The organism is Massilia sp. DD77, assembly GCF_036961685.1.
Classification (GTDB): Bacteria; Pseudomonadota; Gammaproteobacteria; order Burkholderiales; family Burkholderiaceae_D; genus Telluria.
In genome coordinates, this window is the sequence record NZ_JBAMDH010000081.1 from 1 (window position 1) to 5338 (window position 5338).

Consider the following 5338-nt stretch of genomic DNA (forward strand, 5'->3'; position numbering starts at 1 on the left):
AGTTCTTTAACAATCAACAGTCGATAAGTGTGGGCGTTTGATGAAGGTGCCAGTGGCTTCGGTCGCTGATTACTTAAATTATCAAATGTTCACAAAAAATAAACGTAAATCTTCGCAAGAAGGTTTCGTCAGTATTTTGAGTGAGCGACCCATCCGCAAGGATGGTGACACGCAAGTGTCAACAAACAGAGATTGAACTGAAGAGTTTGATCCTGGCTCAGATTGAACGCTGGCGGCATGCTTTACACATGCAAGTCGAACGGCAGCGCGGGGCAACCTGGCGGCGAGTGGCGAACGGGTGAGTAATACATCGGAACGTACCCAGAAGTGGGGGATAACGTAGCGAAAGTTACGCTAATACCGCATACGATCTACGGATGAAAGTGGGGGACCTTCGGGCCTCATGCTTTTGGAGCGGCCGATGTCTGATTAGCTAGTTGGTAGGGTAAAGGCCTACCAAGGCGACGATCAGTAGCTGGTCTGAGAGGACGACCAGCCACACTGGAACTGAGACACGGTCCAGACTCCTACGGGAGGCAGCAGTGGGGAATTTTGGACAATGGGCGCAAGCCTGATCCAGCAATGCCGCGTGAGTGAAGAAGGCCTTCGGGTTGTAAAGCTCTTTTGTCAGGGAAGAAACGGCCGCGGCTAATATCTGCGGCTAATGACGGTACCTGAAGAATAAGCACCGGCTAACTACGTGCCAGCAGCCGCGGTAATACGTAGGGTGCAAGCGTTAATCGGAATTACTGGGCGTAAAGCGTGCGCAGGCGGTTTTGTAAGTCTGTCGTGAAATCCCCGGGCTCAACCTGGGAATTGCGATGGAGACTGCAAGGCTAGAATCTGGCAGAGGGGGGTAGAATTCCACGTGTAGCAGTGAAATGCGTAGAGATGTGGAGGAACACCGATGGCGAAGGCAGCCCCCTGGGTCAAGATTGACGCTCATGCACGAAAGCGTGGGGAGCAAACAGGATTAGATACCCTGGTAGTCCACGCCCTAAACGATGTCTACTAGTTGTCGGGTCTTAATTGACTTGGTAACGCAGCTAACGCGTGAAGTAGACCGCCTGGGGAGTACGGTCGCAAGATTAAAACTCAAAGGAATTGACGGGGACCCGCACAAGCGGTGGATGATGTGGATTAATTCGATGCAACGCGAAAAACCTTACCTACCCTTGACATGTCAGGAATCCTGGAGAGATCCGGGAGTGCCCGAAAGGGAGCCTGAACACAGGTGCTGCATGGCTGTCGTCAGCTCGTGTCGTGAGATGTTGGGTTAAGTCCCGCAACGAGCGCAACCCTTGTCATTAGTTGCTACGCAAGAGCACTCTAATGAGACTGCCGGTGACAAACCGGAGGAAGGTGGGGATGACGTCAAGTCCTCATGGCCCTTATGGGTAGGGCTTCACACGTCATACAATGGTACATACAGAGGGCCGCCAACCCGCGAGGGGGAGCTAATCCCAGAAAGTGTATCGTAGTCCGGATTGTAGTCTGCAACTCGACTACATGAAGTTGGAATCGCTAGTAATCGCGGATCAGCATGTCGCGGTGAATACGTTCCCGGGTCTTGTACACACCGCCCGTCACACCATGGGAGCGGGTTTTACCAGAAGTAGGTAGCTTAACCGCAAGGAGGGCGCTTACCACGGTAGGATTCGTGACTGGGGTGAAGTCGTAACAAGGTAGCCGTATCGGAAGGTGCGGCTGGATCACCTCCTTTCTAGAGTAGCACCAGGAGCTAACGCTCCATCATCAAGCGTCCACGCTTATCGGCTGTTGTCAAAGAGAAGAACAGTGAATGTCGGGGCTGTAGCTCAGCTGGTTAGAGCACCGTGTTGATAACGCGGGGGTCGTTGGTTCGAGTCCAACCAGCCCTACCAAGTTATCGCAAGTAACGGGGGATTAGCTCAGCTGGGAGAGCACCTGCTTTGCAAGCAGGGGGTCGTCGGTTCGATCCCGTCATCCTCCACCATCACCTGGTTCTGAAAGTGCAAACGTAAGCCTGTGGGTTTAGGTTTGGTCTTTTCGAGATCACTGTTTTTTCGTTCTTTAACAATCTGGAAGAAGTAAAGTTTTTTTAAGCGTGTGCGAAAGCACACACTTAGGGTAGTAATTGTTGTATCAAGCAAACATAGTTGTACTCTTGAATTCTATGACGATCCTTGTAACTCATGCAGGGGCCAACGTTATAGGGACAAGCGAATAAGTGCACATGGTGGATGCCTTGGCGATTACAGGCGATGAAGGACGTAGTAGCTTGCGATAAGCTGCGGGGAGCTAGCAAACGAGCTTTGATCCGCAGATTTCCGAATGGGGAAACCCGGCCTTTTAGGTCATTGCATGCTGAATACATAGGCATGCAAAGCGAACGCGGCGAACTGAAACATCTAAGTAGCTGCAGGAAAAGAAATCAACCGAGATTCCCAAAGTAGTGGCGAGCGAAATGGGATGAGCCTGTACGTGATAGTCGATCGGATAATGGAACAACCTGGAAATGTTGGCCATAGCGGGTGATAGCCCCGTACATGAAATCCGGACGGTGGTACTAAGCGTACGACAAGTAGGGCGGGACACGAGAAATCCTGTCTGAACATGGGGGGACCATCCTCCAAGGCTAAATACTCGTAATCGACCGATAGTGAACCAGTACCGTGAGGGAAAGGCGAAAAGAACCCCGGGAGGGGAGTGAAATAGATCCTGAAACCGTGTGCATACAAACAGTCGGAGCCTCTTCGTGGGGTGACGGCGTACCTTTTGTATAATGGGTCAGCGACTTACATTCAGTGGCGAGGTTAACCGAATAGGGGAGCCGTAGAGAAATCGAGTCCGAACAGGGCGACAGTCGCTGGGTGTAGACCCGAAACCAAGTGATCTACCCATGGCCAGGATGAAGGTGCGGTAACACGCCCTGGAGGTCCGAACCCACTAATGTTGAAAAATTAGGGGATGAGCTGTGGGTAGGGGTGAAAGGCTAAACAAACTTGGAAATAGCTGGTTCTCTCCGAAAACTATTTAGGTAGTGCCTCAAGTATCACCATCGGGGGTAGAGCACTGTTATGGCTAGGGGGTCATTGCGACTTACCAACCCATTGCAAACTCCGAATACCGATGAGTGCGAGCTTGGGAGACAGACGTCGGGTGCTAACGTCCGGCGTCAAGAGGGAAACAACCCAGACCGCCAGCTAAGGTCCCAAAGATTGGCTAAGTGGAAAACGAAGTGGGAAGGCTAAAACAGTCAGGATGTTGGCTTAGAAGCAGCCATCATTTAAAGAAAGCGTAATAGCTCACTGATCGAGTCGTCCTGCGCGGAAGATGTAACGGGGCTAAGCCAGTCACCGAAGCTGCGGATATGCATTTATGCATATGGTAGGAGAGCGTTCTGTAAGCCTGCGAAGGTGTCTTGTAAAGGATGCTGGAGGTATCAGAAGTGCGAATGCTGACATGAGTAGCGATAATGCGGGTGAAAAGCCCGCACGCCGTAAGCCCAAGGTTTCCTGTTCAACGTTCATCGGAGCAGGGTGAGTCGGCCCCTAAGGCGAGGCAGAGATGCGTAGCTGATGGGAAGCAGGTTAATATTCCTGCACCGTCGTATGATGCGATGGGGGGACGGATCGCGGAAGGTTGTCTGACTGTTGGAATAGTCAGTTTTTGACTCATAGGAGGTACTTAGGCAAATCCGGGTACAGAATCCAAGGGGTTGAGACGAGCGGCCTTGTGCTGCGAAGCAATCGGAAGTGGTTCCAAGAAAAGCCTCTAAGCTTCAGTCATACGAGACCGTACCGCAAACCGACACAGGTGGGCGAGATGAGTATTCTAAGGCGCTTGAGAGAACTCGGGAGAAGGAACTCGGCAAATTGGTACCGTAACTTCGGGATAAGGTACGCCCTAGTAGTTTGACCACTTTACTGTGGAAGGATGAACGGGTTGCAATAAAATGGTGGCTGCGACTGTTTAATAAAAACACAGCACTCTGCAAACACGAAAGTGGACGTATAGGGTGTGACGCCTGCCCGGTGCTGGAAGATTAAATGATGGGGTGCAAGCTCTTGATTGAAGTCCCAGTAAACGGCGGCCGTAACTATAACGGTCCTAAGGTAGCGAAATTCCTTGTCGGGTAAGTTCCGACCTGCACGAATGGCGTAACGATGGCCACACTGTCTCCTCCCGAGACTCAGCGAAGTTGAAATGTTTGTGATGATGCAATCTACCCGCGGCTAGACGGAAAGACCCCATGAACCTTTACTGTAGCTTTGCATTGGACTTTGAACCAATCTGTGTAGGATAGGTGGGAGGCTTTGAAGCGGGGACGCCAGTTCTCGTGGAGCCATCCTTGAAATACCACCCTGGTTTGTTTGAGGTTCTAACCTTGGTCCGTGATCCGGATCGGGGACAGTGCATGGTAGGCAGTTTGACTGGGGCGGTCTCCTCCTAAAGTGTAACGGAGGAGTTCGAAGGTACGCTAGGTACGGTCGGACATCGTGCTAATAGTGCAATGGCATAAGCGTGCTTAACTGCGAGACCGACAAGTCGAGCAGGTACGAAAGTAGGACATAGTGATCCGGTGGTTCTGTATGGAAGGGCCATCGCTCAACGGATAAAAGGTACTCTGGGGATAACAGGCTGATTCCTCCCAAGAGTTCATATCGACGGGGGAGTTTGGCACCTCGATGTCGGCTCATCACATCCTGGGGCTGTAGCCGGTCCCAAGGGTATGGCTGTTCGCCATTTAAAGTGGTACGTGAGCTGGGTTTAAAACGTCGTGAGACAGTTTGGTCCCTATCTGCCGTGGGCGTTGGAAATTTGAAGGGGGCTGCTCCTAGTACGAGAGGACCGGAGTGGACGAACCTCTGGTGTACCGGTTGTCACGCCAGTGGCATTGCCGGGTAGCTAAGTTCGGAAGAGATAACCGCTGAAAGCATCTAAGCGGGAAACTTGCCTTGAGATGAGATTTCCCGGAGCCTTGAGCTCCTTGAAGGGTCGTTCGAGACCAGGACGTTGATAGGCTGGGTGTGGAAGTGCAGTAATGCATTAAGCTAACCAGTACTAATTGCCCGTACGGCTTGTCCCTATAACCTTGGTAGTCAACCCAAGGATCAAGATTACAGCTGCGCGATACGACAGCTACCCCAGGAAAAACACTTCTTCCAGATTCAGAGTGGCGCCGCAATGGCTGCGACACTCGTACAAGTTATGCCTGATGACCATAGCAAGTCGGTCCCACCCCTTCCCATCCCGAACAGGACCGTGAAACGACTTTGCGCCGATGATAGTGCTGCAACCAGTGTGAAAGTAGGTTATCGTCAGGCTAGTTATAAGAAAAACCCCACCAGATGAT

The 5338-nt window shown here is 51.7% G+C and carries 2 tRNA genes and 3 rRNA genes; all 5 read left to right on the forward strand.

The features are described from left to right. Window positions 1–194 precede the first annotated feature (194 nt). The 5 genes from V7778_RS24930 to rrf all read left to right on the forward strand — a co-directional run bounded on the left by V7778_RS24930 (window position 195) and on the right by rrf (window position 5309). Window positions 195–1723: ribosomal RNA gene (locus tag V7778_RS24930) — 16S ribosomal RNA — on the forward strand. Between the two features lie 83 nt (window positions 1724–1806). Next, a tRNA-Ile gene (locus tag V7778_RS24935) sits at window positions 1807–1883 on the forward strand. 16 nt (window positions 1884–1899) lie between these two features. After that, window positions 1900–1975 (forward strand) — tRNA-Ala (locus V7778_RS24940). A gap of 220 nt (window positions 1976–2195) precedes the next feature. Then, a 23S ribosomal RNA gene (locus V7778_RS24945) occupies window positions 2196–5071 on the forward strand. 125 nt (window positions 5072–5196) lie between these two features. Beyond that, window positions 5197–5309 (forward strand): 5S ribosomal RNA (gene rrf / locus V7778_RS24950). The 16S, 23S and 5S rRNA genes sit together here with 2 tRNA genes alongside, the layout of an rRNA operon. The last annotated feature ends 29 nt before the right edge of the window (window positions 5310–5338 follow it).